We start from the raw sequence: 24,890 nt of genomic DNA on the forward strand, positions 1-24,890 counted from the left end.
CGCGTCGCACTGCGCGCATGACGTCCGTACAAGGAGCGAGCACCACCATGGCCGAGAGCCAGACGACCCACACCTACCGAGTCATCGTCCGCGCCACCTTCGAGGACCTCACCGACGCGGCGCGGGAGCGGCTGCTCGCCGAGGTCGCCGAGCACGAGGGCATCGCGGGCATGAGGTTCGGCCCGGAGGGTTCGCTCGCGTACGACCGCACGCTCAAGCACTTCTCCATGCGTTACGTCGTCGAGTCCGACCCGGACGACGGCGACGAGATGGCGGGCGCGCTCGCCGAGGAGAAGGCGGAGGCGTATCTGAAGGAGCGCGGGTACGGGCACGGGGAGCTGCGCTCGACCGTCACCGACATGGACACCATGAAGATCAATCGGAAGCGGTGAGCGCCCAGCGTTCGTGATCGCGCCAGGCCCCGTCGATGAAGAGGAAGTCCGGCGAGAACCCTTCGCGGCGGAATCCGGCGCGGCGGGCGAGCGCGATCGACGCCGCGTTGCCGGGCTGCACATTGATCTCCAGGCGGTGCAGCCCGAGCGGCCCGAACGCCTGCCGTACGACGAGGCCGAGCGCCTCGGACATCAGCCCGCGCCCGGCGGCGTGCGCGAAGGCGCCGTAGCCGAGGACGCCGCAGCGGAACGCGCCGAGCACCACGTTGTTGATGTTGATGAATCCGGCGAGGGCCGCGCCTTCGGCCGCGCCGCCATCCCGTTCGTACACCAGGAAGCCGTGCCGGGTCGGGTCCTCGATGAGCCGCCCCGCGTACCGCGCGTAGGCCCTGGCCGTGGTCGGCGGGAACAGCCAGGGCCGGTGCAGCTCGACGCTCTCGCGCGCCCGCGCGGTGAACTCGCCGATGTCGGCCTCGTCGAGGGAGTAGGGGCGAAGGCCCACCCGGGCGCCCGTGGAGAGGTAGTCGTCGGCCATCGGGCCAGCCTAAGAGCCGCGCGAATGGCACGTGGCAGTGGCTAGACGGACGCTCCCTTGGGGCACTTCTCGTTGTTCTTGACGACACCGATGCGCACGGTCCTGTCGCCGATCTCCTTGCCCTCGTCCGGGGACTGGGCACACACCTTCCAGCTCAGCGGCCACAGCACATTGCGGTGGTCGCCGCCGACGTCGCGCACCTCGACCTTGGTGCGGTAGTCGACCCCGGAGAACACGTGGATCAGTCCGCGTCCCCGGAAGTCCGGCATCTTCGGCCCGTCGGCGACCCCGGCGCCACCGGCCGCCCCGGCGGCGACCGCCGATGTCGCCGATCCCATCGACGCCGTCAGGGCGAGCAGCGCCCCTGCCGTGACTGTCGCCAGTCGCCTCGTGTCTCGCCTTGCGTATCGTCTCGCTTGCCTCATTTGCGTCTCCTCGCCACGAAGTAGCCCCCGCAGATCGCGCCGATGACCGCCGTGGCCAGCAGCGCCAGGTACAGCGGCACGGTGACCTCGGGGATCAGCAGCCGGATCTTCACGTGTCGGGTGTTCTCGAAGATGAAGATCAGGCCGAGCACGGCCAGGACGAGCACGCCGATCCTGGCCGGCGTGAACGTGCCGTAGCCGCCGTTCTTCGAGGAGCTCGCACTGTCCTTGGGGCTCATCGATGGACCCTTCCGTCGGTCCCCCGGAGGCCATTGCCGCCTCCCCGCTCAGCATGTCCGGGGAGGCGGCACGAACGCACAGGTCAGGGGCCCGTACGGGTGACGCCTGCGGGGGCGCTAGGGCCCTTCTGACGGATCAGGCTGGACGGCGGGAGGCCGTTCCATTCGGCTCCGCGAGCGGGGGCTGGTGCGTGCAGCTGCAAGGCGGAGGAGGGCGTCAACGCGGAGCGTTGGCAACCGACGACAACGCCGCAGATGCGCGCACCAGGGCCCGCGACTCCGGCAAGATCCGTCAGAAGGGCCCTAGGGCACCACGGGCAGCTGTACGGTGCCGGTGTCGGCCGGGGAGCTGGTGACGGTGACCGGTTTGACCCCCTTGTTGCCGCCGTACGCGTCGTCGCTCGCGGCGATCACGAAGCGGATCCGGTGGCCCTTCTCGTAGCGGTGCACGATGCCGGGGAGCGAGACCGTGAAGGGGCGGGTGACATCGGGCACGCGGACCGGGGCGACGAGCCGGTGCACCAGCGTCTTCGTACCGTCGGGCGCCACGTCGTACAGCTTCGCGAAGAGCACCAGCTTGTCGGCGGCGTCGCCGGAGCCCTGGGTGCGCTCCGCCTTCGGCGAGACCACCTTGAGCGTCGCCTTCGGGGCGCCGACGACGTCGGTGGCGGCGGTCAGCGGCTCGGTGGTCCAGTCGAGATACGTGCCCTTCGTGTCGTACGGGGCGGGGTCGGGGATTCCGATCAGGCCCGCGAGCGAGGACTCGGAGTGGCTGGTCGGGACGGGCCAGTTCCGGTACTCACGGCTGCCCCGGGCCACCTTCTTCCGGTTGTCGACGAGCTTCCCGTCACCGGACAGGTACAGGGTGCGGTTGAGGGCGGGGACGGCGGGCGCGGTCGCGTACGTCCGGTTGGGATCGGTGGTCCAGTCGCGGTAGTAGGCGAAGGCGGGGCCGGTGTCGGTGCCGTCCTGCTTGTGCAGGTAGCGGTCGAACCAGGACAGGATCCGCTGCCCTACGTAGCTGGTCTCCAAGTTGCCCTTGGACAGGTCGAGTTCTCCGGACGCCGGGTCGGTGAGGCCGCCGCTGTGGCCCCACGACTGCCAGATCATCTTGGCGGGCGTGCCCTGCGCGGTGAGCGTCTCGTACGTCGCCTGCGCCTCGTTCAGGTTGAACAGCGAGTCGGCCTGCCCCTGCACGAGCAGCGTCGGCGCCTTCACCTGCTTCAGGTACGACACCGGGGACACGCCGCGGGCGTAGTCGAGGAGGCGCTTGGTCTCGGCGGCCGGGTAGCGGCCCGAGTTGAGTGTGCGGACGGTGGCGCAGGCGTCGTCGACGAAGTGCAGGCAGCTGAGCTTGTTGATGCGGGACGGGTCGAGGGACGGGGAGAGCAGGGGCTGGCCCTCTCCCATGAGGTAGAAGCCGTTCGTCCACTGCCACTTGAAGGCGCCGGGGACGTCGGCGGCCTCGGGGCCGCGTGCGTTCTGCGGGTCGAGGGAGTACGCGAGGTCGTTCCAGGTGATCAGCGGGACGAGCGCGTCGACGCGGTCGTCGACGGCGGCCGTCGCCAGTTGGATGGCCCCGCCGTACGAGCCGCCGATCATGCCGACGCGTGGATCGCCCTTCTTGTCGGCGGTGACGTAGTCGATCGTGGTGCCGTCGTCGGCGGCGCGGGTGCCGGCGAGGAGGTCGACGAGGGCGGAGGCGGCCTTGCCGTCGATGCGGGGGTCGTCGAGGGAGATCAGGCAGCCGGAGCGGCCGAAGCCGAGGCCGGAGTAGGCGAGGGCGACGTAGCCGCGCTGTGCGAAGGCCCGCGCGGTGGCGTCGGTGGAGCCGTCGGCCTTGCTGCCGCCGAAGCCGTTCGTGGTGAGGACGGCGGGGGCGGGGTGGGCGGCGTCGACGCCGGCGGGGCGGTAGAGGTCGGCGTCCACGGTGCAGGTTCGCTCTGCGGTGTGGACGGTGATTTTCAGGGGGGTGGGGGTGACTTGGGGGGTGGTGTCTGCGGCGTGGGCGGGGGCGGTGAGGGTGGCGGCCGCGAGGGCGGGTAGGGCGGCGGCGAGTGCGAGGCGGGATCTGGGCACGGTGACCTCCACGGTGAGCGCGGAGTCATCGTGTGGCACGTGTCATCAGGTGGCAATGACCGTGCCGGGGGATTTCGCGTCGCACCCCGCCGTGCCCGACGCCTCGGGGCTCCGCCCCGGACCCCGCGCCTCAAACGCCGGCGGGGCTTGATTGTGGTCATCCGCCGCCGAAACTCCAAAGGATCGGGGCTCTGCCCCGGACCCCGCTGCTCAATCGCCGCAGGGGCTTGGCTGCCCTCGCCTTGGGCGGCAGGGTGGGCAAGGCGGCGCACGGTGCCGCGTGCACAGTGATACGGGCCCCGGCCACGGGTTAGGTCAGCGCGGGAGCGGCCAGCGTCAACGTGCCCGCGTCCGCGTCCAGTTCACCCGGTACCCCGAGCGGCAGCGTCAGCGCTCCGGCGCAGTGGCCGAAGCCGAAATCCTCGGCTACCGGAACGCCGAGCCCGCCGAGGCGGTCCAGGAGCAGGTCGCGGAGCGGGTCGCATTCCGACCAGGAGCCGAGCAGAATGCCGGAGACTCCGTCCAGCCAGCCGCCGCGCAGGAGTTGGGTCAGGTAGCGGTCGATCCGGTACGCCTCCTCGCCGACGTCCTCGAGGCAGAGCAGCCCACCCCGTGCCGACCCCCGCGCCCCCACCGCGCCGAGGTCCGCCGCGAGCAGCGACAGGCAGCCGCCGAGGGTGACACCGCGCGCGGTGCCGGGGACCAGCGCGCCGGAGCTCTCCCCGACGGCCTCGATCACCCGTACCGTCTCCGGCTCGAAGAGCGTCGCCCGCAGATGGTCCTGGGCCCGCGGGTTCTTGAGGAAGTCGGCCGTGGCGACCATCGGCCCGTGCAGCGTGCTCACCCCGAGCCGCACCGCGAACGCCTCGTGCAGCGCGGTGATGTCGCTGTACCCGACGAACGCCTTCGGCGGCGCCGCGCGCATCGCGTCCCAGTCGAGGAGGTCGACCATCCGCTGCGCGCCGTAGCCGCCCCGGGCGCACAGCACGGCGTCGACGTCCGGGTCGCACCAGGCCCGCTGGAGGTCGGCGGCGCGGTCGGCGTCGGTGCCCGCGAGGTAGTCGAACTCCCGGTGTACGTCCAGGACATGGGGTGCCACGACCGGGTCCAGGTCCCAGCCGCGCAGGATGTCGAGGCCGGCCTGGAGGCGGTCATCGGGGACCGGTCCGCTGGGCGCGACGACGGCGACCCTGGCGCCCGGCGCGAGCCGTCGCGGCCTGCGCGTCGGCTCCGCCCCTGACGTCACTTGGTCAGCTCCAGGGTGGGGATGCCGGTGGCCTGGAGGCCGAACACCTGGGCGTACAGGGAGAGTTCCGCCTCCAGGGCGCGGATCATCGTGTCCGCCCGGCGGAAGCCGTGGCCCTCACCCTCGAAGGCGATGTACGCGTGCGGCACGCGCCGCCCCTCGCTCTCCACCCGTTCGAGGAACCGCTCGCACTGCACGGGCGGGCAGATCACGTCGTCCAGTCCCTGGAGGAGCAGGAACGGCGCCGAGAGCCGGTCGGCGTGCTCGGCCGGTGAGCGCTCCGCGTAGCGCGCGGGCACCTCGGCGAGCGGGCCGACGAGCGACTCCAGGTACTGGGACTCGAAGTCGTGGGTCTCGCCCTCGGCCCAGCCGGAGAGGTCGAGGATGGGGTAGATGATGGTTCCGCACGCGTAGACGTCCGTGCTGGTCAGGGATGCCGCGCTGGTCCAGCCTCCGGCGCTGCCGCCGCGGATGGCGAGCCGCTCGCGGTCGGCGGTGCCCTCGTCGGCGAGCGCGAGGGCGACGGCCGCGCAGTCCTCGACGTCGACCACGCCCCACTGCTCGCGCAGCCGGCCCCGGTACTCGCGGCCGTATCCGGTGGAGCCGCCGTAGTTGACCTCGGCGACGCCGATGCCGCGCGAGGTGAAGTAGGCGATCTCCAGGTCGAGTACGAGGGGTGCGTGGCCGGTGGGGCCGCCGTGTGCCCACACGACGTAGGGCGGGAGCTCGTCGTCGGGGGCGATGTGGGTGGGGCTGTGCGGCGGGTAGATGTGGGCGTGGATGTCCCGGCCGTCGGGGCCGCTGAAGGTGCGGATCTGCGGTTCGGGGTAGTACGCGGGGTCGACCGGGTCGTCGTGCGCGGCGCCGATCACGCGGGTGTGCCCGGTGCCGGTGTCGAGTTCGACGACCTCGTGCGCGGTGCGGGGGCTCGCGGCGACGCCGACGACGCGGCTGCCGTGCACGGCGAGCGTGGACGACCACTCCGTCCACGGCCCGGCCGTGTCGACGACCTCGCCGGTCTCCGGGTCGAGGATGCCGAGCGCGGTGGCGCCGACGCCGTGCACGACGGCGATGAGCCCGCCCTCCAGGGGCTTGAACCAGCTGAGCCCCACCTTCCACATCGGCCCGCCGAACTCCTCCTCGCGGTCGCACAGGGGCCGCGCGACGGCGAGCGTCGGCCGGGCGAAGGGCTGCTGCGGGGTGGTGGGGACGGAGAGGGCGGGGGCGCCGCGGAGGTCGGCGCCCCGGGCGGCCGGCTGTCCCGTGGTGGGCGGGACCTCCCAGCCGCCGCGCGCGTCGAGCCGGTACAGGTTCCACCAGCCGCTGCGGTCGCTGGAGAACAGCAGCCCGCCGTCCGGGGCCCACTCGACCTGGCAGACGGATTCCTCGGCGCCGCCCGCCACGGTCTGCGCCGGTCCGAACGTGCCGTCCTCGGCGACCTCCGCGAGCAGCAGCTCCGTGCCGTCCCACGGCATCCGCGGGTGGTCCCAGGCGATCCACGCGGCGCGCCGCCCGTCGGGCGAGAGCCGGGCGGCCGTGACGAACCGGTGGGCGTCGTCGCTGAGTTCGCGCACCGCGGCCCGGTCCTCGGCGGCCGAACCGTCGAGCGGGACCGCGGCGACCAGGCGCCGCAGCTCGCCCGCGCCGTCGCCGGTGAACTCTTCGAGGACGCACCACACTTCGCCGCGCTCGACGTGCAACTGCGGGTCGACCCAGCGCAGTCCGCCGCCGGTCTCCAACATGGGCGTGAGCGGGCGCGGCTCGGCCCCGGGGGCGTCGGGTTCGTACGCGTACAGGCGCTGGTCGGTGAAGTTCACGAAGACGACGAGGGGGCCGCGCGGGTCTTCGGGGCGCTCGGCGCCCGCCCAGGGGCGGCCGCCGTACTCGATGACGCGGCTGCGTACGTTCCACGGCGCGGGCAGCACCGAACGCTCCGTGCCGTCGGCGAGGCGGCGCACCAGGGCGCGGCGGCCCGCCTCGGTGGGCCGCGGCTCGGTCCACCAGGCCTCGGCGCCGACGAAGCCGACGTACTCGGGCCTGCCGTCGTGCGCGGCGGCCAGTTCGGCGTCGATCGGCGACGGCCAGGATCCGTACTCTCGCGTGTGCAGCATGTCGTCCCCGCCCCGCATTTGTCCGGTGCCCCCCATGTTCTTCGCGTCCGCCATCTTTTCCTAGTCCGTGTCCTACGGGTGCTTGTTCAGGCCGTGCGCAGGAATCTGTCGAGCACTCGCACGCCGAAGTGCAGCGCTTCCACCGGAACCCGCTCGTCCACGCCGTGGAACAGCGCCTGGTAGTCGAAGCCCTCGGGGAGCTTGAGCGGGGCGAAGCCGTAGCCGGTGATGCCGAGCCGGGAGAACTGCTTGGCGTCGGTGCCGCCCGACATGCAGTACGGGACGACGTGCCCTTCCGGCGCGAACTCCTCGACGGCCGCCCGCATCCGCGCGTACGTGGGCGAGTCGACCGGGGCCTGGAGGGCGACCTCGCGGTGGTGGTACTCCCACGCCACGTCGGGCCCGGTGAGCCTGTCGAGGGTGGTCTTGAACTCGTCCTCGCCGCCCGGCAGATAGCGGCCGTCGACGTACGCGACGGCCTCCCCCGGAATCACGTTGATCTTGTAACCGGCGGACAGCATCGTCGGGTTGGCGCTGCCCCTGACCGTCGGCTCGACCAGGGCGGCGGCCGGGCCGAGGGCCGCGAGCAGCGCGTCGACGTCGAAGTCCGGCGCGTCCACGTCCGCCGGGATCCCGTACAGCGCGGCCATCTCGGTGAGCGCGGCGCGCACGGTCGGGGTGAGCCGCACCGGCCACTCGTGCGCGTCGATGCGGGCGACGGCGGCGGCGAGCCTGCCGACCGCGTTGGCCTTGTTGACCTTCGAGCCGTGGCCGGCCCTGCCGCGCGCGGTGAGCTTCAGCCAGCCGGTGCCGCGCTCCCCCGCCGCGATCGGGTACAGCTGCCTGCCGCCGCCGTCGTGGAAGGTGAAGGCGCCCGACTCGCTGATGCCCTCCGTGCAGCCCTCGAAGAGGCCGGGGTGCTCGTCGGCGAGGAAACCGGAACCGTCCTCGGCGCTGGCCTCCTCGTCGGCGGTGAAGGCGATGACGATGTCGCGCCGCGGCCGGAATCCGACGCGCGCCCACTGGCGTACGGTCGCGAGGATCATCGCGTCCATGTTCTTCATGTCGACCGCGCCGCGCCCCCATACGACGCCGTCGCGCACCTCGCCGGAGAACGGGTGCACGCTCCAGTCGGCGGCCTCGGCCGGCACGACGTCCAGGTGTCCGTGGACGAGCAGGGCGTCGGCGGTGGGGTCGGTGCCCTCGATGCGGGCGACGACATTGCCGCGGCCCGGGGTGCGCTCCAGGATCGTCGGCTTCAGGCCCGCCTCGGACAGCTTCTCCGCCGCGTACTCGGCGGCGGGCCGCTCCTTGCAGTCGCCGCCGCCGCGGTTGGTGGTGTCGATGCGGATCAGCTCGGAGGTGAAGGTCACGACCTCGTCGAGCGCCTGCTGGTCGACGGTCCCGAGGGGACCCACGGTCTGCTCAGCCATACTGTTCCTCCACCGCGGCCGAGGCGATCGTGGTGACCGCCTTGAAGGTGCGGATGCCCTCGTACATGGTTTCGTGCGTGTACGCGATCCTGCGCTCGCCGATCCTGGTCACGCCCGGCACGACGGTCGACGCCATGGCGAGGTGCTCGGCGTCGAACTCCACCTGGACCGTGAACGGGCCCGCCTGCACCGGCTCGTGCCGCACCGCGATCGACGCGGCGTCCTTGGCGGCGGCCCGGATGTCGGCGGCGGTGCGCGCGGGGGTGCGGCACACGGCCGCGTACCGCGAGACGTGGTCCTTGACGGCGACCTTGCGGGCCTCGGGCGCGTACCCGAGCGCGTCGTCGCACGCGTGGTCGTCGCCGGTGACGAGGACGACGGGGACGCCGTACTCCGCCACCACGTGCGCGTTCAGAAGGCCCTCGCTCGCGCGCACATCGTTGATCCAGACGCCCGTGATCTGGTTCGCCAGGTAGGTGTGCGCGAGTACACCCTCCATTCCGGCGCCCGCGTGATAGCCGATGAACGCTATGCCGTCGACGTCGCCGTGCTGGACGCCCTCCACCATGGACAGCGACTTATGGCGTCCGGTGAGCATCTCCACCCGCTCGTCGAGCTGTTCGAGCAGGAGGTTGCGCATCGTCCAGTGCGCCTCGTTGATCAGCACCTCGTCGGCGCCGCCGTCGAAGAAGCCGAGCGCCGCCGCGTTCACGTCCGACGTGAACATGGAACGGCAGCGCTCCCACTGCGGGGTGCCGGGAAGGACGTCCGCGGGCCAGGTGACACCGGTCGCGCCTTCCATGTCGGCGCTGATGAGGATCTTCATGGCCAGAACCGTACGCGGATCCGGCCACGCGGCACCAGAGCTGTGGATAACTCCCAGTGGCGTAGACCAATTTCACACCCGGCTGGGCGAGTTCTCGCTCGTCAGCGCGTTGCGGCGGCCTCCGGAGCCGGTATGACCGGAGCCAGCATGGCCGCGAGCGCGTCGAGCAGCGCGCCGTGCCAGCACGCGTAGTCGTGGCCGCCGTTGAACTCCCGCAGGGTCACCGGGTGTCCGGCGGCGCGCAGCGTCTCGTGCATGGCGCGGCTGTAGCCGACCATCGGGCCCTCGTGGAGCCCCACGTCGAGATGCACGTTCAGCTCGCGCGGCCCGGCCTGCGCGTACCGCCCGACCAGCCAGGGCTCGCCGACGACCGGGGTCTGCGGCACGCCGCCCACAGGCAGTCCGGGGTGCCACCACAGGGAAGGCGACTGCGCGAGTACGTTGCCGAACCGCTCGGCCCGCACCAGGCCCGCGTACAGCGCGGTGAGCCCGCCGAGGCTCTGACCGGCGACGACCGTGCGGCGCGGGTCGGTGGTGAGCGGCCAGCGACCCGCGGCCCACGGCAGTACGTCGTCCGCGAGGAACGAGACGTAGGAGTCGCGGGCGCCCATCTCGCGCCAGCGGGTGGCGTTGTCGACGGAGTCGGGGGCGAGCACGATCAGCGGCGGGAGCGTCCCGTCGGCGATCAGCGCGTCCAGGGTGTCCTGGAGACCCATGCCGCCGAGCCACATGTCGCCGTCGCCGAGGACGAGGACGGGCAGGTCGCGGTGGCCCGCGGCCGTTCCCGGGGGGAGGTACACCCAGACGTCGCGTGCCGTGCCGAGGGCGGGGCTGTCCACGCGATGGCGTTCCACTCGGCCGTGGGGTGCCTCGGCGGTGCGCCCTTCCCAGGGCTGCGGGGGCGCGTCCGGGAGCGCGAACACCGAGCAGTCGGGGCCGCCCCAACGGGTGGGTATGGTGCGGGAGTTGAGCGGGTCGGGTGCGGCGTACCGCTGGAGGGTGCGCAGGAATTCCTGGAGCCGGGCGGGGTCCGCCGGGGGTTCACCGGTGGAGATGTCGGCGGCGATGCGGTACGCGCCGCGGTGGTCGGCGCGCAGCCGGAAGCCGAGGTGCCAGATGTCGGTGCCGGGGATGTGGCGCAGGAGGGCGTCGGCGAGGCGGGCGCGGTCGGTGAGGCGGTTGGAGAAGAGGAGGACGTGGCGGGTGGTGCGGTGGCCGCGGTAGAGGAAGGTGAGCGTGTGGTAGCCGGGGGCGTCCTCGACGGGTTCGACGAGGGGGGCTCCGAGGCGGGTGGCGTCCGCCCAGAACGCGTTGACCAGCGCCTCGCGGTGGGGTGCGTCCGCGTCTGCCAGGTCGGCGAGGAGGCGGGTGACGCGGGGGCCGGTGGTGGGGTGTGGGCGGACGGCCTCCGACACCCAGGACAGGTCGGACGACACCGTTGGGGCCTGCATCGCCCACCACTTCCCTACGTCGCGCTCGGCTTACGGTTGACTTAGCTTAGCCTAAGCTAAGTCAACCGGAGATTGGTGTCACCGGCGCCGGGGTTGACGCCTCGGGGCTCTGCCCCGGACCCCGCTGCTCAATCGCCGCAGGGGCTCAATATGCCCGCACATCCTCAGATGCCCGTCCCACCACCAGCCACCTCGACGGCAGCTCGATACGCATGCCGTCCGGGGAGAAGTCCGTCGTCACCAGGGGGAGCTCGCCGGACGCGAGGACGGTGAGGCCGGCCGTCGCCGCGTACTCGGGGATCGCCTCGTCGGAGACCTCGCCGGGGGCGATGCCGTGCGAGAAGACCTCGCCCAGTTTGGGTGGCGGTCCGGCCGGGGCCGTCGCGAGTTCTTCCAGGATGGGGCGCGCCCGCTCCGACAGTTCGACGACGAAGCCCCGGCCGCGCTCGCCGACGAGGACCGCTATCGCGTCGAGGAGCGACTGCCGGTCGACGGGCTCGCACTGGTGCAGCACGCCCCGCATATAGACGTTCACGTCACCCAACTCGGCGTGCAGCGAACCCATTTGGTCCTTGTCGGTGGCGTCGAGCTCCCGGTAGTCGGCCTGCCCGGCGAGGTCGGCCGCGCGGGCCCGGCCGATGGCGGCGGCCGACAGGTCGGCGCCGACGACTCTCGGGTAGCGGTCGGCGATGAAGCGGGTCTGTGTGCCGTTGCCGCAGCCCAGGTCGACGACCGGCAGCCCCGGCGCCGCCAACTCCGGTTCGTACAGGGCGAGGTGGAGCCCCGCGGTGAGCGCGGGCTCGGAGTCCCAGAAGACTCCGCCCTGCTCCGTCGAGGCGTCCTCCCAGAAGCTCTCCCACGCTTCTTTGTAGCGTTCGCTGACGCTCATGGAACCCTCCCCAGGGTGCGGCGACCGAGATGTCAGATCGGTCTACCGCGCCAGGGTGTGCCCCACAAGCACGCCGCCCACACCTTCACCGGGGCGACGCGCTCAGTTCGAACCAGACCGTCTTGCCCGTCGCGGTGCGGCTCGTCCCCCACGCGCGCGCGAGGCGCGCCACGACGCGCAGACCGCGCCCGAACTCGTCGCCCGGCCCCGCGTTGAGCAGCGTCGGCAGCGCGTGCTCGGTGTCCTCGACCTCGCACAGCAGCGTCCCTGAGCGCACCAGGCGCAGCTGTACGGGGCCGCCACTCGCATGCCGTACGGCATTGCCGACGAGTTCGCTCACGATCAGCTCGGCGGTGTCCGCGATACCCAACAGGCCCCACCGGCCCAGCTGTTCGCGGACGAGGGCACGCGCGCGTGGCACCTCGGTGGGCTCCGGGGCGAGCGTCCAGTGGGCGACGTCGTCGCTCTCGAATCCGTTGAGCCGGGCCAGCAGCAGCGCCACGTCGTCCTTGCGGCCGCCGCGGGTCGCGAGGGAGCGGATGATGGTGTCGCAGGCGTCGTCCATGGAGGCGGCCGGGTGGGCGGCGGACTCGCAGAGCGTCGCGAGGCCCACGCCGATGTCCTCGCCGCGCACCTCGACGAGGCCGTCCGTGCACATCACCAGGCGGTCGCCGGGCGCGACCGGGATCCGTACGGACTCGAAGGGCACGCCGCCGACTCCGATGGGGGCGCCCGTGGGCAGTTCGAGGAGTTCGCTGCCGCCGTCGGCGGCCCGTACGAGCACCGGCGGGATGTGTCCGGCGTTGGCGAGGTGCAGTTCGCCCTCGATGGGGTCGTAGACCGCGTAGAGGCAGGTGGCGAGGTAGTTGTCGCCGAGGCGCTGCGCCAAGTCGTCCAGATTGCGCAGGAGTTGGGCCGGGGGCAGATCGAGGGCCGCCATCGTCTGGACGGCGGTGCGCAACTGGCCCATCATCGCCGCCGAGTTGAGGCCGTGCCCCATGACGTCGCCGACGACGAGCGCCGTACGCGCGCCGGGCAGCTTGATGGAGTCGAACCAGTCGCCGCCGACCCGCCCCAGCAAGGTCCCCGGCAGGTACCGGGTGGCGATGTCGCAGCCCGGCATGTGCGGCTCGATCTGCGGCAGCATGCTGTCCTGGAGCGTCTCCGCGACGGCCTCCTGGTACGTGTACATGCGCGCGTTGTCGAGTACGAGGCCTGCGCGCGCCGCGAGTTCGGCGCCGGTCGCGCGGTCCATGTCGTTGAAGACGGGGCGCTCCTGGTGGCGGAGCAGGATCATGAAGCCGAGGACAACGTTCCGTGCCTTGAGGGGCACGACCAGCATCGAGCGGTGGTTGATCAGCGGGCGGATGTCGCGCTTCTCGAACTGCGAGGCGATCGCGTTCCCCATCTCCTCCGAGATGTACGGCACGAGGACCGGGTCGCCGCTGGTCATGCACTGGAAGAACGGGGTGTGCACCGGGAACGGCATGGACTCGCCGACCGGTACGACATCGTCCCAGCGGCCCGGTTCGTCGGTGTGCTCCAGCGCGACGCGGTGCCACATGGTGGTGGCGTCGGGGGCGCCCTCCGGGAAACCCTCGCCCGCGACGACCTGCTCGCGCAGATACGTGCCCGCCACGTCGGTGAAGCGGGGGACGACGGCGCGGCTCACCTCGACGATGGTGCGGGAGAGGTCGAGGGACGAACCGATGCGGCCGCTCACCTCGTTGAGGAATTCGAGGCGGTCACGGACGGCGGCGTATTCGAGGTCCTCTGCGGTGTCGCCGGTGTCGCCGGTGTCGACGGTGTCGACGGTGTCGGTGATGGCGGCGGCGTCCGAGTCGTCGAGGGGTGCGCGTGGGGACGGTACGCCGAGCGCGGTGGCGCGGGCGGCCTCGGCGCGGCGGGCCTTGCGTTCCGTACGCCGGGACACGCCCCAGTCGGCGGTGACGGGGACGCGGTCGTGCTGGCTGAACTCCAGGACCGGGTAGCCGAGTTCGAGCACCTGAGAGACGATGCGGGCACTTTCGGCGACGCTCATGCTCGGCAGGATCTCGGGGAGCCGGTGGGCGAGTTCCTCGGCGGCCGGGAAGTCCGTGTGCAGGGCGAAGGCGGGGGTGATGCGCTCCGTTTCCGGCGATTCCCCGTCGCTGCCGCTGTCCATGCCGGTGTCGGTGTCGGTGCCGCTGGTCAGCTTGCGGGCGTCTGCCGCCAGTACGAGCAGGCGTTCCGGGCCCGGTCCTACGAGGGGGTACGCCCACCAGAGCACGTCGATGCGGTCGCGGGGGCCCGCACTGGTGTCGAGGCGGGCGCGGCCCGAGGCCGGGTAGGAGAGCCGGCCGTCGAGCGACTCCTCCAAGTCGTGCGGGGCGGGGTCCTCTTCGGGCAGGGCGCCGGTTACGGGGAGCAGGTCGGCGGCGGGGCGGCCCACCGCGTCTTCCTTGGGCGGGCCGAAGAGGCGGCGGGCGCCGCTGCTCCAGTGCGAGACGCGGCCGGTGTGGTCGACCACCACGACCGCGAGCGGGACGCGGCCCTGCGGGGCTTGACCGGTGCCGTGCATCGCCGCGTTCCTTTCCTCCGGCGCGACCGGGGGTGTGCGCCGCCTCTCTCCACGGTACGGCTCCGCCGGATTGCGGGTGGCGGCTTACGGTGAATTGGCGTGCGCCCCTTGACGTCCACCGTTCCTACGCCTCGGGGCTCCGCCCCGGACCCCGCTCCTCAATCGCCGGAGGGGCTCAATGAATCGGGGGTCAGTCCTCGTGGCCGAGTTGGAGGTCGCGTTCGGTGCGGCCGCCTCCGGCGACCTGGAGGACGGTGGCCACCGGAGGGTAGCCCGCCGCGATCACCGTGTATTCGCCGGAGGCCAGGTCGACGAAGCGGAAGGTGCCGTCGGGGCCTGTGGTCAGGGTGTCGACGACATTGCCCGCTACGTCGAGGAGGGTGACGCGTGCGTCCTCGACCGGGCGGCCGCCACCCGCCCGCACCGTGCCGCGCAGCACCGCGCCGCCCGCGAGCTCCACGTCCTGGCGGGTCTCACGGGAGGCCATCACCGTGACCGGGAGCGCGGCGGGCCGGAACGCCGGGGCGCTGGCGGCGAGGGTGTACTCGCCGGCCACCAACTCCGTGATGACGTACGTGCCTTCGCGGCCGCTGCGGGTCGTCGCGACGACTTCGCCGTGCACGTTCGTGAGCGTGACGATCGCTTCGCGTACGGGTGTTCCGTCCGCCGTGACGACCGAACCGGCCAGGCGGCCCGCGCCGCCGAGCACCACGTCGAGGTCGACCGGGCGCTCGCCCACCGTGACCGTCACGGCCTGCGGCTGGTGGCCGCCCGCCGCCGCGATCAGGACGTACGAGCCGGTGCCGGGCGTCGCGAGCGCGTACCGCCCGTCGTCGCCGCTCGCGCCCCGGCCGATCTGGGAGCCGCCGACATCGATGAGGGTGAGGGCCGCGCGCGGCACCGGCGTGCCGTCGGAGTGCCGTACGGTCCCGCAGACCGGGACCCCGGCGCCGTACGCGGCGGTGCCGGGGCGCTCCTGGGACGGGATGGCGTGGGTCTCGGAGGCGGCGGAACTGGACAAGAGGGGTGTCTCCTTGAGGAAGAAGGCGAGGAGCAGGCCGAGGACGAGGACCGGCACCAGGTAGAGGAAGATCCGGGGCATCGCGTCGGCGTACGCCTCGATGTACGGGGTGCGCAGCGCCTGTGGCATCGCGTGCACGAGCTGCGGGGTGATGGATTCGGCGTCCGGTACGTCCGCACCGGTCGGAACCCGGTCGGCGAGCGCGTCCGTGAGGCGGTTCGCGAAGAGCGTGCCGAAGATCGCGGCGCCGACGCTGCCGCCGATCTGCCGGAAGTAGTTGTTGGCGCTGGTGGCGGTGCCGAGGTCGGATGCGCGTACGGAGTTCTGCACGGCGAGGACGAGGACCGGCATGATGAGGCCGATGCCCGCGCCCAACACCGCCATGTAGACGCTGTATTCGAGGCGCGGAGTGTCTGCTTCGAGGCGGGAGAGCAAGTACATGCCTGCCGTCGAGAGCGCGCCGCCGAGGATCGGGTAGATCTTGTACTTGCCTGTGTGGCTGATGAGTTGGCCGGAGACGATCGACGCTCCGACGACGCCGCCCATCATGGGCAGCATCAGCAGGCCCGATTCCGTGGCCGACGCGCCGTCGACCATCTGGAGGAACGTCGGCAGATAGCTCGCCGCGCCGAACAGCGCCACACCCACGACCATGCCGACGAGCCCGCTGACGTTGAAGACGGAGTCGCGGAACAGGCGCAGCGGGATGAGGGGTTCGGCGGCGAAGCGTTCCGCGAGGAGGAAGAGGAGGGTCGAGGCGAGGGCGCCCGCGCCGAGGGCGATGATGACGCGGTCGTTCCATTCGTATTCGGTGCCGCCCCAACTGGTCAGCAGGACCAGGCAGGTTGAGGCCGCCGTCAGCAACAGGGCGCCCAGGACGTCGAGTCGGGGCTTGCGCGTCGGCTTGGGGAGTTTGAGGACGACCGCCGTCACGGCCAGCGTCACCAGGCCGAACGGGACGTTGAAGTAGAAGCACCAGCGCCACGACAGGTGGTCGGTGAAGTAGCCGCCGAGCAGCGGGCCCGCGACCGAGGCGAGGCCGAACGCGGCGCCGATCAGGCCCATGTAGCGGCCTCGTTCGCGCGGCGGCACGATGTCGCCGATGATGGCCTGTACGCCGATCATGAGGCCGCCCGCGCCGACGCCCTGGAGGGCGCGGAACGCGATGAGTTGGTCCATCGTCTGCGCGCGGCCCGCGAGCGCGGAGCCGATGACGAAGACGACGATGGCGAACTGGAAGACGCCCTTGCGGCCGAAGAGGTCACCGAGCTTTCCGTAGATCGGCAGGCCGACGGTGGAGGTCAGCAGGTAGGCGGTGATCGCCCAGGACATCTTGTCGAGTCCGTGCAGCTCACCGACGATCTTCGGGAGCGCGGTGGCGACGATCATCTGCTCGAGCGCGGCGAGCAGCAGCGCCAGCATCAGGCCGAGGAAGACCATGCGGACGCGGCGCGGGCTGAGCCCGTGGTCGGGCAACGGGGGTGGCTCGGCGGCCTGTTGGGGTTCGGGCGCGGAGTCGGGGTCCGGCGCGGGGGCCTGCACCGGCCCCTCGTCCGACTCGACCGACTCGACCGACTCGATCGACCTGACCGACTCGGTCACCAGCGTCGTCGTGCCCACCTGCAGCTCCCCTCGTCACCCTTGCGCCGCACATTTCTCGCATTACGCGACAACAGGGGGCAAGCGGGACGAGGCGCCTCTCAGGTGGGCTTGATCGACGTATTGGCCGGTAGGAGCCCTACGGCGTACAACGACGCCGGAACGAGAACCACTCGAAACGGTGAGCGGTGCGGTGGTGACGCTTCGTCACTTCTCGACTTCGGCGGCCAGCTTGGCGAGTACGGCGTCGTAGATGCGGCCAAGTCCCTTGGGGGCGAAGGTCTTCTCGAAGAAGCCGCCGATGCCGCCCGCGCCGTTCCAGACCGTCGAGACGACGACGCGCGACTGGCCTTCGCCGGCGGGCGTCACGCGCCACGTCGTGACCATCGACGAGTTGCGGTCCTTCTCGACGAGTTCGCCGTCGGTCGGCTCGGTCACGTCGAGCAGGCAGTCGCGCACGCGCTTGCTGGTGGCCTGGAGCTTCCAGTGCACGAGCGTGCCCTCGCCGTCGCCGCCCTCGCGCACCTCGTACTCGCTGAAGTGCTCCGGCAGCACCTTCGCGCGCGTGCCGCTGTAGTCGGCGAGGGCGTCGAACACATCGTCCGGCTTGGCTGCGACGACCCGCTCCGTGGTGGCCTCGACCTGCGCCATGGCTCTTCCTCCAGCACTTGGTTCCTCAGGGGCTCGCCCAAGCCAACCACCCGCCGTAGCGGCCACCAAATCCGGGACGGGTGGGGTTCGCACGGGGTTCGCACGGGGTTCGCACGATCAAGGGAACATGTGTTCTATTCTGTGGTCAGTGCTACCGAGGAGGCGTCATGCGCTGGGAGAACCTCACGGACGAGCCCGCCGACCACGGGCGGGCCCGGGATGCCGCGCTGTTCGGCGCGGAAGCGGTGGTGAGCCGCACGTTCGACACCCCTGAATTCGCGGGAGTGACGTTCCACGAGATCCGGGCCCGGTCGATCGTGAACCGGGTCCCTGGGGCGTCCCGGATGCCGTTCGAGTGGACCGTCAACCCGTATCGCGGCTGCACTCACGCGTGCGTCTACTGTTTCGCCCGCAACACGCACCGCTATCTCGACCTCGACACCGGACTCGGCTTCGACAGCCAGATCGTGGTGAAGGTGAACGCGCCGCGGCTGCTGCGCCACCACCTCGCCTCGCGGCGCTGGCACGGCGAGCACATCGCCATGGGCACGAACGTCGACTGCTATCAACGGGCCGAGGGGCGTTACCGGTTGATGCCCGGCATCATCGAGGCGCTGCGCGACCACGCGAACCCGTTCAGCATCCTTACGAAAGGCACGCTGATCCTGCGTGACCTGCCGCTGCTCCGGCAGGCGGCCGAGGTGACCGACGTCGGGATCTCGGTGTCCGTCGGCTTCGTCGACCAGGAGTTGTGGCGCACCGTCGAGCCGGGCACGCCCGCGCCCGAGCGCCGCCTCGACGTCGTACGCGCCCTCACCGACGCGGGGATCGGGTGCGGCGTGCTCATGGCCCCGGTGATCCCCTTCCTCGGCGACCACCCCGACCAACTGCGGGCCACGGTCCGCGCCATCGCCCGCGCGGGCGCGACATCCGTGACCCCGCTCGTACTGCATCTGCGGCCCGGCGCCCGCGAGTGGTTCATGGGGTGGCTGGCCCAGCACCACCCGCACCTGGTGCGACGTTACGAGCGGCTGTACGCGGAGGGGGCCTACGCCCCGAAGTGGTACCAGCGCCGAGTGACCCGCCAGGTCCACGAGCTCGCCGAGGAGTTCGGCATCGGGCCGAGCCGCGCGGCCGTGGCGCGGCGCGTTCCCGTACGGGAGGAGGAGCCGGCGGCCGAGGCGCCGACCCAGCTCACCCTGCTGTGACGGTGAGGCTGCGAGCTGTGAGCTGTGAGCTGTGATCGTGGGGCTGTGAGCTGTGATCGTGGGGCTGTGATGATGGATGCATGACACACCTCACTCACATCCCCGGCCCCGACGGCGTCGCCCCCTCCCCTGCCTACAGCCACGTGGTCATGGGCAGCGGCCGGTTCATCGCCGTGGCCGGTCAGCTCGCGCTCGACGAGAAGGGGGAACTCGTCGGCGCGGGCGATCCGTTGGCGCAGGCGCGGCAGGTGTTCGAGAACCTCCGGCGGTGCCTCGCTGCGGCGGGGGCGTCCTTCGACGACGTGGTGAAGATGACGTACTTCGTGACGGACATGACCCATATGCCCGCGGTGCGGCAGGCCCGCGACGAGTTCCTCGACCCGGCGCGGCTGCCCGCGGCCTCGGCGGTGCGGGTCGCCGGGCTGGTCGGCCCCGACTTCCTGATGGAGATCGAGGCGTTCGCCGTCGCACCGGAGTGACGGCCAACCTCCGCCGCGCCCCTCAGCCCTGCTGCAGCCGCGCCAGCGCCGCCTCCGCCGCCATCGCCAGGCGCGGATGCGCCGCCGCCTCCTTGAGAACCTCGCGGGCCCGCGGATCGGCCAGGCTGCCCAGGCCCTCCACGCAGGCGAGCGCCACCTTCCGGTACGGGTCGTGCGGGACGAGACGGCGACGGAGCGTGGCGATCAGGGCCGGGGCCGACTCCGGGGCGCGGAGCTGGGTGAGGAGGCGGACGGGGTGCAGGGCGTAGGCGACGCGCAGTTCGTTCGTCGCCAGGGCCGCCGCCGCACGCGCGGTGCGCGGGTCGCCGAGCGCGGCGAGGGCCTGCGCGGCGGCGGCGCAGCGCTGCGGGTCACGGTGGTTGAGCAGCAGGACGAGGGATTCGAAGGCGCGGCCGTCGCCCGCCATGCCGAGCCGGTACGCCGCCAATTCACGCGCCCACAGCGGCTGTTCGGGCGCGATCAGCACACCCGCAAGCTCGTCCCTGTCGTGGGTGGCCGCCAGCTGCTCGAAGACGGGCGTGCCGCCGGATTCCCTCCGGATGCGTTCCGTGACCGTTCGCGACTCTTCGTCCATGACGTCGAGGGTAGACGCGCACGGCCTGCGGCGACGTAGATCACACCGACCTTTCAACGGCGAACACTGGCGCGCTCGTTACTCGCTGGTTAAGCTCAGGTGAGCGGGGCATACTTCCCGCAGCACCGCTCGCGGCGGCCTGGTGACGCAGCCGTCGTGAGTGTCGGTCGGTTCGGTACCTGTGTGTACCGCAGTACGGCTCGGCCCCGGGACAGGGCCGCCGGTTCTACGCAACTCCCGTACGGCGCAGGCGTATTGAGCGCTTCGAGTGCTCAGAGCGCTCCGAGTGCTCCGAGTGCTTAGAGCGTCTTTCAACGCCCGCCGTGCGCGGCTTCTTGCGCTCACCCTCAGGTCGTCACCCCTCATTCCTGGAGTTCCCGGATGGACGCTCCCCTGTCCCGTATCTCGACTGTGGCCGTCGTCGGCCTCGGCACGATGGGCACCGGCATCGCCGAAGTCCTCGCCCGTGCCGGGCGCGAGGTCATCGGCATCGACATCAGCGAGGCCGCCACCGCCCAGGCCGTGGCGGCCCTGGAAGCCTCTACGGCGCGTGCGGTGCGCCGCGAGCACCTCGACGAGCGGCAGCGGGCCGAGCTGCTCGCGCGCTTCCGTACGTTCACGGATCTGCGGGCCGCCGCGGAGGCCGATCTCGTCATCGAGGTGGCCCCGGAGTCGTACGAGATCAAGCAGCAGATCTTCCGCGACCTCGACGGCATCGTGCGCCCCGACACGGTCCTCGCGACCGGCACCAACGCGCTGTCGGTGACCCGGCTCGCCGCCGATTCGGCGCGGCCCGAACGCGTCATCGGCCTGCACTTCTTCAACCCCGCCCCGGCGATGAAGCTGGTCGAGGTCGTCTCGTCCGTGCTGACCGCGCCGGCCGCCGTGGCCGCCGTCACCGATCTCGCCCTCGAACTGGGCAAGGACCCGGTGGCGGTCGGCGACCGGCCCGGATTCGTCGCCGACGGGCTGCTGTTCGGCTACCTCAACCAGGCCGCCGCGATGTACGAGGCCAAGTACGCCTCGCGCGAGGACATCGACGCCGCGATGAAGCTCGGCTGCGGCCTCCCGATGGGCCCGCTGGCGCTGCTCGACCTGATCGGCGTGGACACCGCGCGTACCGTCCTCGACGCCATGTACGCCGAGTCGCACGACCGGCTGCACGCCCCCGCCCCGATCCTCAAGCAGCTCAGCGAGGCGGGTCTGACCGGGCGGAAGGCGGGCCGTGGCTTCTACACGTACGAGGAGGCGGGCAGTTCCGTCGTCGTCCGGGACGCGCTGACGCCGCTGAGCGACGCGCTCGCCGGGCCGACGCGGGCAATCCGCTCCGTCGGTGTCGCGGGCTCCGGGACGATGGCGTCCGGGATCGCCGAGGTGTTCGCCAAGGCCGGGTACAAGGTGGTGCTCGCGGCCCGCAGCGAGGAGAAGGCGGAGGCCGCCAAGTCCCGTATCGGCAAGTCGCTGAAGCGATCCGTCGACAAGGGGCGGATGACCGAGGAGGCCGCTTCGGCCACCCTCGCGCGGATCTCCCCCGCCGGTTCCTACGACGCGTTCGCCGAGGTCGACCTGGCGCTTGAGGCCGTCGCCGAGGACCTGGACGTGAAGCGGCAGCTGTTCGCGGCGTTCGACAAGGTCTGCAAGCCGGGCGCGATCCTCGCGACCACGACCTCCTCGCTGCCCGTCGTCGCCTGCGCCCGCGCCACCTCGCGCCCGCAGGACGTCATCGGGATGCACTTCTTCAACCCGGCGCCCGCGATGAAGCTGGTGGAGGTCGTGCGCACGGTCCTCACCTCGGACGACGTGCACGCCACAGTCCGCGAGCTGACCCTCAAGGTCCGCAAGCACCCCGTGGACTGCGGCGACCGCGCCGGTTTCATCGTGAACGCGCTGCTGTTTCCGTACCTGAACAACGCGATCAAGATGGTCCAGGAGCACTACGCCTCGCTCGACGACATCGACGCCGCGATGAAGCTCGGCGGCGGCTACCCGATGGGCCCCTTCGAACTCCTCGACGTGGTCGGCCTCGACGTCTCCCTCGCCATCGAGCAGGTGCTGCACCGCGAGTTCCGCGACCCTGGCCTCGCGCCCGCACCGCTCCTGGAGCACCTGGTGGCCGCGGGCTGCCTCGGCCGCAAGACGGGCCGTGGTTTCCGCGAGTATGCCAAGCGCTGATTCGGCCGGGGAGGCCGAAACCGGTTGGGGCGGGCTGCTCGGAGAGCCGGGCGGCCCGCTGACCGGGGCGCAAGGGGGAACGTACATGCAGTACGTTCGGTTCATGTCCAAGGCCGACCAGTCCTCTCGTACCTCCGCCACGCCCGACGCTCCGGAGAGCGCCGCGGGCAATCGAGCCGCCGCTCAGCGGCTCAAGATGCGCCGCGAACTCGCGGCCGCGGCGATGGAGCTCTTCGCCACGAAGGGGTACGAGGCGACGACGGTCGACGAGATCGCCGCGACCGCGGGCGTCGCCCGGCGCACCTTCTTCCGCCACTTCCGCTCCAAGGAAGAGGCGATCTTCCCCGACCACGACGACACGCTCGTGCGCGCCGAGGCCGTGCTCAACGCGGCGCCCGCCATGGAGCACCCGCTCGACACGGTCTGCCGCGGCATCAAGGAAGTCATGAAGATGTACGCGGCCCAGCCCGCGGTCTCCGTGGAGCGCTACCGCCTCACCCGCAAGGTGCCGACGCTGCGCGAGCGCGAGATCGCCTCGGTGGCCCGCTACGAGCGCCTCTTCACGCGCTACCTCCTCGGCCACTTCGACGAGCAGGCCCACCACGACGGCAACGACGACCCGCTGCTCGCCGAGGTCGCCGCCTCCGCCGTCGTCACGGCCCACAACCACGTGCTGCGCCGCTGGCTGCGCGCCGGCGGCCAGGGCGACGTGGAGACCCAGCTCGACCACGCCTTCGCGATCGTCCGCCGCACCTTCGGCACCGGCATCGGCGCGGGCCGCACCCCCGCGACGCCCGAGGCCCCGGCCCAGGTCTCCAGCAACGGCGAGGTCCTGGTGACGGTGGCGCGCACGGACGCGCCGCTGCCGGAGGTCATGCGGACGATCGAGGAGGCGCTGAAGAACCGGTAGGCAGCAGCCGGCGGGTGCGTCCGGGTCCAGCCCCTTCAGCCCTTGTACGCACGGGGGTTCAGCCCCTGAACACGCACTCCGCCAGCGTCGCGTGGCGCTTCCACCCCAGCGTCTCGTACGGCGCCCGCCCCTCGGGGGCCGCGCCCAACACCCCGTACGCGGCCCCCCCTCTTCGCACGCCCGGTCGGCGAGGCGGCGCATCACGAACGCGCCGAGGTCGCGGCGCGACAGCCGGGCGGGAATCGGTGCATCGAGCGGCACCTCCCACCCGGAACCCCAGGTGGCACCCCGTGCCACGTCAGACTCCCTTTCGGTAACCTCCGAGCCCCCGCCAACGCATCAGTGATCGATCATCGATCTCTTCCAGCGCCCGATAACCGGCCCTGACCTCGCCTGATCGATCATCGCTCACCTGAACGGCGAAAATGACACCTGAGCGAAATTGATGGCACGCAGTGCCTTGTCAGGCGTCACGGCGTGCCATACGTTGAAGGTGTCCGGGCGGCCGGAGCGCAGAGAACTTCCGCGCGCCGGCTGTCCCCGCGAGGCACGAACGACCGTGATTCGCGCGCCCGGACGCCTGCGTCACAGGCAACCTTCCGCGCCACACCAAGCGCTGCCAACAGCACCACCCGCCGAACCGACGGCACACCCTCATCGCACCACCGCAGCCATCAGCCACACCCGACTCAGCGTTCCCCTCAAACGCGAATTGCCGGAGGCACCACCGTGAAGGACATCCTGGACGCGATTCAGTCGCAGACCGCCACGTCTGCCGACTTCGCCGCCCTGCCGCTCCCCGACTCGTACCGCGCGATCACCGTGCACAAGGACGAGACGGACATGTTCGCGGGGCTCGAGACCCGCGACAAGGACCCCCGCAAGTCGATCCACCTCGACGACGTGCCGGTCCCCGAGCTCGGCCCCGGCGAGGCCCTCGTCGCCGTGATGGCCTCCTCGGTCAACTACAACTCGGTCTGGACCTCGATCTTCGAGCCGATGGCGACCTTCGGATTCCTGGAGCGCTACGGCAAGTTGAGCGAGCTGACGAAGCGTCACGACCTGCCGTACCACATCATCGGCTCCGACCTCGCGGGCGTCGTGCTGCGCACCGGCCCCGGGGTCAACGCCTGGAACCCGGGCGACGAGGTCGTCGCGCACTGCCTCTCCGTCGAACTGGAGTCCTCCGACGGGCACAACGACACGATGCTCGACCCCGAGCAGCGCATCTGGGGCTTCGAGACGAACTTCGGCGGCCTCGCCGAGATCGCCCTCGTGAAGTCCAACCAGCTGATGCCGAAGCCGGACCACCTCAGCTGGGAGGAGGCCGCGGCGCCCGGGCTCGTGAACTCCACCGCGTACCGGCAGTTGGTGTCCCGGAACGGCGCCGGCATGAAGCAGGGCGACAACGTGCTCATCTGGGGCGCGAGCGGTGGACTCGGCTCGTACGCCACGCAGTTCGCGATCGCCGGCGGCGCCAACCCCATCTGTGTCGTCAGCAGCGAGCAGAAGGCCGACATCTGCCGGGCCATGGGCGCCGAGGCGATCATCGACCGCAGCGCCGAGGGGTACAAGTTCTGGAAGGACGAGCACAGCCAGGACCCGCGCGAGTGGAAGCGGTTCGGGAAGCGGATCCGGGAACTCACCGGCGGCGAGGACGTCGACATCGTCTTCGAGCACCCAGGCCGCGAGACCTTCGGCGCCTCCGTCTACGTCACGCGCAAGGGCGGCACCATCGTCACCTGCGCGTCCACGTCGGGCTACCACCACGAGTACGACAACCGCTACCTGTGGATGTCCCTGAAGCGCATCATCGGCTCGCACTTCGCCAACTACCGCGAGGCGTGGGAGGCCAACCGGCTCATCGCCAAGGGCAAGATCCACCCGACCCTGTCGAAGGTCTACTCGCTGGAGGAGACCGGCCAGGCCGCGCACGACGTGCACCGCAACGCCCACCAGGGCAAGGTCGGCGTCCTCGCACTCTCTCCGAAGGAGGGCCTCGGCGTGCGCGACCACGAGAAGCGGGCGCAGCACATCGACGCCATCAACCGGTTCCGGAACGTCTGAAG

General features: G+C 71.4%; 20 protein-coding genes. 6 read left to right on the plus strand and 14 right to left on the minus strand.

Going from position 1 to position 24,890, the window contains the following annotated elements:
- Positions 1-47 precede the first annotated feature (47 nt).
- A complete protein-coding gene (locus RBJ65_RS07995; protein ID WP_306316352.1) occupies positions 48-392 on the plus strand; it encodes a DUF6204 family protein in 345 nt (114 codons plus the stop codon).
- Here the strand turns inward: RBJ65_RS07995 and RBJ65_RS08000 are convergent.
- The 13 genes from RBJ65_RS08000 to RBJ65_RS08060 form a co-directional block, all read right to left on the minus strand.
- Positions 376-927, minus strand: a complete 552-nt coding sequence (locus RBJ65_RS08000; protein ID WP_306316351.1) for a GNAT family N-acetyltransferase — start codon at positions 925-927, stop codon at positions 376-378. The two genes, RBJ65_RS07995 and RBJ65_RS08000, sit on opposite strands and share 17 nt — an antisense overlap.
- Positions 928-968: 41 nt before the next feature.
- Positions 969-1,352, minus strand: coding sequence for a hypothetical protein (locus tag RBJ65_RS08005; RefSeq protein WP_306316350.1), 384 nt, complete (start codon positions 1,350-1,352; stop codon positions 969-971).
- On the minus strand, positions 1,349-1,591 hold the full coding sequence (locus RBJ65_RS08010) for a LapA family protein (protein ID WP_306316349.1): 243 nt from the start codon (positions 1,589-1,591) through the stop codon (positions 1,349-1,351). The genes RBJ65_RS08005 and RBJ65_RS08010 overlap by 4 nt, the downstream gene beginning before the upstream one ends.
- Positions 1,592-1,894: 303 nt before the next feature.
- On the minus strand, positions 1,895-3,682 hold the full coding sequence (locus tag RBJ65_RS08015; RefSeq protein ID WP_372341177.1) for a CocE/NonD family hydrolase: 1,788 nt from the start codon (positions 3,680-3,682) through the stop codon (positions 1,895-1,897).
- Between the two features lie 298 nt (positions 3,683-3,980).
- Positions 3,981-4,916, minus strand: a complete 936-nt coding sequence (locus RBJ65_RS08020) for an LD-carboxypeptidase (RefSeq protein WP_306316348.1) — start codon at positions 4,914-4,916, stop codon at positions 3,981-3,983.
- Positions 4,913-7,027: an LpqB family beta-propeller domain-containing protein gene (locus RBJ65_RS08025; RefSeq protein WP_306316347.1), complete on the minus strand. Its 2,115-nt coding sequence runs from the start codon at positions 7,025-7,027 to the stop codon at positions 4,913-4,915. The genes RBJ65_RS08020 and RBJ65_RS08025 overlap by 4 nt, the downstream gene beginning before the upstream one ends.
- 86 nt (positions 7,028-7,113) lie before the next feature.
- Positions 7,114-8,460 (minus strand): M20/M25/M40 family metallo-hydrolase, encoded by a 1,347-nt coding sequence (locus RBJ65_RS08030; protein WP_306316346.1) that lies wholly within the window; start codon positions 8,458-8,460, stop codon positions 7,114-7,116.
- Entirely contained in the window at positions 8,453-9,286 is an 834-nt protein-coding gene (locus RBJ65_RS08035) for a M55 family metallopeptidase (protein WP_306316345.1), read from the minus strand. The genes RBJ65_RS08030 and RBJ65_RS08035 overlap by 8 nt, the downstream gene beginning before the upstream one ends.
- A gap of 101 nt (positions 9,287-9,387) precedes the next feature.
- Positions 9,388-10,737: an enterochelin esterase gene (gene fes / locus RBJ65_RS08040; RefSeq protein WP_306316344.1), complete on the minus strand. Its 1,350-nt coding sequence runs from the start codon at positions 10,735-10,737 to the stop codon at positions 9,388-9,390.
- Between the two features lie 145 nt (positions 10,738-10,882).
- Complete coding sequence (locus RBJ65_RS08045; RefSeq protein WP_306316343.1) at positions 10,883-11,626, minus strand: class I SAM-dependent methyltransferase; 744 nt, start codon at positions 11,624-11,626, stop codon at positions 10,883-10,885.
- Between the two features lie 85 nt (positions 11,627-11,711).
- Entirely contained in the window at positions 11,712-14,186 is a 2,475-nt protein-coding gene (locus tag RBJ65_RS08050) for a SpoIIE family protein phosphatase (RefSeq protein WP_306316342.1), read from the minus strand.
- Between the two features lie 190 nt (positions 14,187-14,376).
- Positions 14,377-16,827: an MFS transporter gene (locus tag RBJ65_RS08055; RefSeq protein ID WP_306316341.1), complete on the minus strand. Its 2,451-nt coding sequence runs from the start codon at positions 16,825-16,827 to the stop codon at positions 14,377-14,379.
- Between the two features lie 186 nt (positions 16,828-17,013).
- Positions 17,014-17,457, minus strand: a complete 444-nt coding sequence (locus RBJ65_RS08060; RefSeq protein ID WP_306316340.1) for an SRPBCC family protein — start codon at positions 17,455-17,457, stop codon at positions 17,014-17,016.
- Positions 17,458-17,624: 167 nt separating this feature from the next.
- On the opposite strand from RBJ65_RS08060, the gene RBJ65_RS08065 reads away from it, so the two are divergent.
- Both RBJ65_RS08065 and RBJ65_RS08070 read left to right on the plus strand, forming a co-directional pair.
- On the plus strand, positions 17,625-18,665 hold the full coding sequence (locus tag RBJ65_RS08065; protein WP_306316339.1) for an Rv2578c family radical SAM protein: 1,041 nt from the start codon (positions 17,625-17,627) through the stop codon (positions 18,663-18,665).
- An 80-nt stretch (positions 18,666-18,745) separates the two neighbouring features.
- The gene (locus RBJ65_RS08070) at positions 18,746-19,144 is read left to right on the plus strand and encodes a RidA family protein (protein ID WP_306316338.1); all 399 of its coding nucleotides are present in this window, start codon (positions 18,746-18,748) and stop codon (positions 19,142-19,144) included.
- Between the two features lie 22 nt (positions 19,145-19,166).
- On the opposite strand, the gene RBJ65_RS08075 is transcribed toward RBJ65_RS08070, so the two are convergent.
- Positions 19,167-19,739 carry an adenylosuccinate lyase gene (locus RBJ65_RS08075; protein WP_306316337.1) on the minus strand — a complete coding sequence of 191 codons (573 nt, stop codon included), beginning with the start codon at positions 19,737-19,739 and terminating at the stop codon, positions 19,167-19,169.
- Positions 19,740-20,120: 381 nt separating this feature from the next.
- Here RBJ65_RS08075 and RBJ65_RS08080 point away from each other — a divergent pair, with 381 nt between their 5' ends.
- The 3 genes from RBJ65_RS08080 (at position 20,121) to ccrA (ending at position 24,888) form a co-directional block, all read left to right on the plus strand.
- Positions 20,121-21,911, plus strand: coding sequence for a 3-hydroxyacyl-CoA dehydrogenase family protein (locus tag RBJ65_RS08080; protein ID WP_306316336.1), 1,791 nt, complete (start codon positions 20,121-20,123; stop codon positions 21,909-21,911).
- A 103-nt stretch (positions 21,912-22,014) separates the two neighbouring features.
- Complete coding sequence (locus tag RBJ65_RS08085; protein ID WP_306316335.1) at positions 22,015-22,821, plus strand: TetR family transcriptional regulator; 807 nt, start codon at positions 22,015-22,017, stop codon at positions 22,819-22,821.
- Between the two features lie 729 nt (positions 22,822-23,550).
- A complete protein-coding gene (gene ccrA / locus RBJ65_RS08090) occupies positions 23,551-24,888 on the plus strand; it encodes a crotonyl-CoA carboxylase/reductase (protein ID WP_306316334.1) in 1,338 nt (445 codons plus the stop codon).
- Positions 24,889-24,890: the final 2 nt, after the last annotated feature.

The organism is Streptomyces sp. KL109B, assembly GCF_030766935.1.
Classification (GTDB): domain Bacteria; phylum Actinomycetota; class Actinomycetes; order Streptomycetales; family Streptomycetaceae; genus Streptomyces.